The following is a 3527-nucleotide window of genomic DNA, read 5'->3' on the forward strand; positions in this document are numbered from 1 at the left end:
ACACCATGGTCATCGGCCACCGACCAGCGCGAGTACCCGAGCCTTCACTCACACCAGACCCGTGACCTGCGCAATCACGATGCACGCAACTCATTGGATCTGCACCCAGCGGGGAACCCGTGGCCGGCCTGCTCAGGCCCGGCAACGCAGGCAGCAACACCGCCGCCGACCACATCACCACCGCCCAACTCGCCCTGGCGCAACCGCCGAAGAAGTACCGCCGTGGACGCCGGACGCTGATTTGTACCGACTCCGGGGGCGGAACACATGAGTTCACAGCCTGGCTCGCCCAGCGCGGACGGTGGCTGTCGTACTCGGTCGGCATGACCATCACCGAGCAGATTCACCAGGCCGTACTCAAGGTCCCAGCCACGGCCTGGACGGCAGCAATCGAGCCCGGCGGCGAGATCCGGGACGGGGCATGGGTCGCCGAGATCACCGGCGACTGCCTCAAGGGCCGGCCGAAGGGAATGCGGCTGATCGTCCGCAAGGAACGGCCCCACCCCGGAGCCCAGTTGCGCATCACCGACGCTGACGGACTGCGGCTGACCTGCTTCGCCACCAACACCACCGACATGCCGATCGCGGCACTGGAGCTGCGGCACCGCCAGCGAGCCCGAGCCGAGGACCGCATCCGGGCCGCGCGGGCCACCGGCCTGCGCAACCTGCCCCTGCACGACACCGCACAGAACCAGATCTGGCTGGAGATCGTCCAGCTCGCCCTGGACCTGCTGGCCTGGATGCCCATGCTCGCCCTGACCGGCAAAAACCGCGGGTGGGAACCCCGCCGTCTCCGGCTCTGCCTCTTCTCCGCCGCCGCCCAGATCATCACCACCGCCCGCCGCCGGCACCTGAGATTCGCACACCACTGGCCCTGGACCGACGTGATCACCGACGCCTTGGCACGGCTCGAAATTCTCCCGACCCCCGGCTGACCAGTGCGTTCCCGTCCCTGCAACCGTCACCACCCCTACCGGAGCCGTGGAACCCGGCGCCCACCCGACGCGACAGCCGGGCCATCAACGTGCCCACCACCGACCCGAACAACCGAAACGGCCCGCCGAAGAAACCGACGGACCGTCACGAAAGATCGGGGCTAAGGGCGAGCGGGAGAGGCAGACCTGTCCTGGGGAACCAGTGTGACGTCAGCTATCCGGATTTCCGACACGGGATCCGGGTCACCTGCCTTAGGCGCCGTGACGGTGGTCTCCACAGTCTGGCCGGGCTTCACCGACGCAATAGTCCGTCGTACAGTCGCGGCCACCTCCGACTCTTCGGTGGCCTGGGTCAAGAACTCGAAGGTGATGCCGTAGGTGTAGACCTCGTCTTCGTAGTTGGTGACCTCGAAGGCGGCTGACGGGGTCGGGGCGTCGAGCCGCATGCTGATGATTCTGACACTGTCACCGGTTTGGGCCGATTTTTCGGAAGCTCCGGCCTTGCGATCCGCGGCATCGTTGACCGCGTCGACGTTCGACGAGGTGCATGCCGTGACGAGAACGGCTGCCGCGATCACGGCAGACAGAGTGAAGGGGGTGCATCTACGCATCCGAGTATCCAACACTGCCCAGTCTGCGGTTTTCAACAGGCGTCTGAACGACGGCAGTTGAGGCGGCCTGTCCGGATATCTCCGGTCAGGAGCTGGTCCACTTGAAAGAGGCGTTCTCGTTGTAGACCTTCTCGAACCTGCCGATGGTCTCGTACGGGCTCAGCACGTCCTGTGCGCCTTTGTAGCCGCTGCGGTAATAGACGCGGGCTATGTACTTGTAGTGATCGTTTCTTGCAGATGCGGCGCTGTTCTTGATCTTCTGGTTGGAGCCAGGCCATGGGGCGGACGCGCCGATCTGGCAGAACCGCAGGGCATAGTGGTTGGGGTCACCCGCGCCCGCTTTGAGGGAGTCGAAGTCGTAGACGGAGTACCCGATGTTCCGGTACGAACCCTTCAGGTCTGAGTTGTAGAAGATGTGGAAGTCGAACTCCGACCTGCGGTGGTCGTCGCATGCGGAGGGGGAATAGAGGTTGTGGTGGTCGCCGTCCAGGGCCTGGGCGTTGGGAGCCATGGTGAACACAGCGGCGAGGGCGGCGCCGACGACTGCGGCCCGCTTGACCAGATGAGACATGGTCTGTGATCTCCTTCGTCGTTCGGGGGTCATTCGAGGGACCGGGCCTTGGCCACAGTCGCCTTGATGTCCGCTCGCTCTTCCTCCAGCTCCGGTCGGCTCTTGCTGATTTCCTGTTCCTGGATGCTGGCTTCGGCGTCGAACCACGTCTTCTCGACATGGAACTTGTCTCGGCAGGCGACATCCGCCACTGCGGTGTCTTTCTCCAGCTCGGTTGCCTTGTCGGAGGTGATGAAACGGGGGTCTTCAGCGGCGTCCATCGGCTGGGCGTAGGTGTAGCCCTCGGTCTTCATGCACTCCGACCACTGCTCGAACACCTTCTGCACTTCAGGTGTCTCGCGTGCCATCTGGTAGGAATAGCCACCGATCCGATTGACCAGGGGTGACACGGCGAGACGGGGTACACCGCCGTCTGCCTCATGGACGCAGGAGCCCAGCACATCGCGGTCGGTGTTGCCGGACTGATCCCGAGCGAGGGCATCGTCGTATGCCTTCTGCGCTTCCGGGGCCGGGTGGTAGCCGTACGCGTGAGCCTCCTCGGCGTCGTGGATGCCGTAACGCCAATCGGTCAGAGTTGTTCCACCGAGGTCCGGGAGATCCGGAGCCGGAGTCCACTCCGGGAAGCCCTTCCTGTCCATACACGCGTTGATCCGCTCGTCACGGGTGGCGCTGACCATGCGCGTCTGTGCCTTGGTCGGCGCATACGACTCCACTGGCAGTTTCCACGTGGCCGGATCCCGCGGGTCTCCGACGAACGCCTTCGCCGCTGGCACCGCGGTGCCAGCCCGCGGCGCGGATTCCCCCTGCGCGAGGCTCGTTCCGGCGACGGCTACAAGGATTCCGCCAGCCACGGCGAGGGTTGGCAGGGCCAGTTTGGGTATCGGCTTCACGTCTGTTCCCTTCTTGTCAGGACTGCTTGCGAGCCAGCCGAGCGGGGGCGGCACCTTCGCAGCCGGCGAAGATGTCCCGCAGGATCACGAGCTGACCCAGAGGCGAGGTTCGACTCCGCGGGGGCCTCACGGGCCTGGCCGGGATGCCGCCTGACGGCAACTTCACCGCGACGGAATTCGTCGATCTCGTAGTGAAACGGCGGACAGCATGGACGAGGACGGTCTCGAAGTTGCCCATGCGGACCTGCACACCTTCAAGCGGGCACCCAGGAACAGGGCGGGTCCAGAGGCAGCCACCGCCGTTGTAGACCTTTCCGTCTTGCGTCCGTCTTGGACAGCGTTCCCGTGAAGAAACCCGCTCTTGTCCAGCCTGTGACCGCGCAGCGCTTCGGAGCTGCCGCACCTACAGGAGAGCCCCCTGTCAGCTTCCGTTCTAGTGGTCGTCGCAACACCCCAGCTCAGGGGATGCGATGGACTTCGAGATTCGGGATGAGCGGAAGCCTCAGGGGCCCCGCAGGTT

The 3527-nt window shown here is 65.0% G+C and carries 3 protein-coding genes and 1 pseudogene; 1 reads left to right on the top strand and 3 read right to left on the bottom strand.

Annotated features, from left to right (window positions below; translation table 11 throughout):
* Positions 1 to 95: 95 nt before the first annotated feature.
* A pseudogene (locus IE239_RS41145) lies at positions 96 to 935 on the top strand (IS1380 family transposase); the annotation flags it as partial.
* A gap of 161 nt (positions 936 to 1096) precedes the next feature.
* Here the strand turns inward: IE239_RS41145 and IE239_RS41150 are convergent.
* The 3 genes from IE239_RS41150 to IE239_RS41160 form a co-directional block, all read right to left on the bottom strand.
* Entirely contained in the window at positions 1097 to 1513 is a 417-nt protein-coding gene (locus tag IE239_RS41150) for a hypothetical protein (protein WP_190154559.1), read from the bottom strand.
* A gap of 118 nt (positions 1514 to 1631) precedes the next feature.
* Positions 1632 to 2117: a hypothetical protein gene (locus IE239_RS41155; protein WP_190154560.1), complete on the bottom strand. Its 486-nt coding sequence runs from the start codon at positions 2115 to 2117 to the stop codon at positions 1632 to 1634.
* 29 nt (positions 2118 to 2146) lie between these two features.
* Positions 2147 to 3007: a hypothetical protein gene (locus tag IE239_RS41160; protein ID WP_190154561.1), complete on the bottom strand. Its 861-nt coding sequence runs from the start codon at positions 3005 to 3007 to the stop codon at positions 2147 to 2149.
* Positions 3008 to 3527: the final 520 nt, after the last annotated feature.

It is taken from the genome of Streptomyces humidus (genome assembly GCF_014649655.1).
Classification (GTDB): Bacteria; Actinomycetota; Actinomycetes; order Streptomycetales; family Streptomycetaceae; genus Streptomyces; species Streptomyces humidus.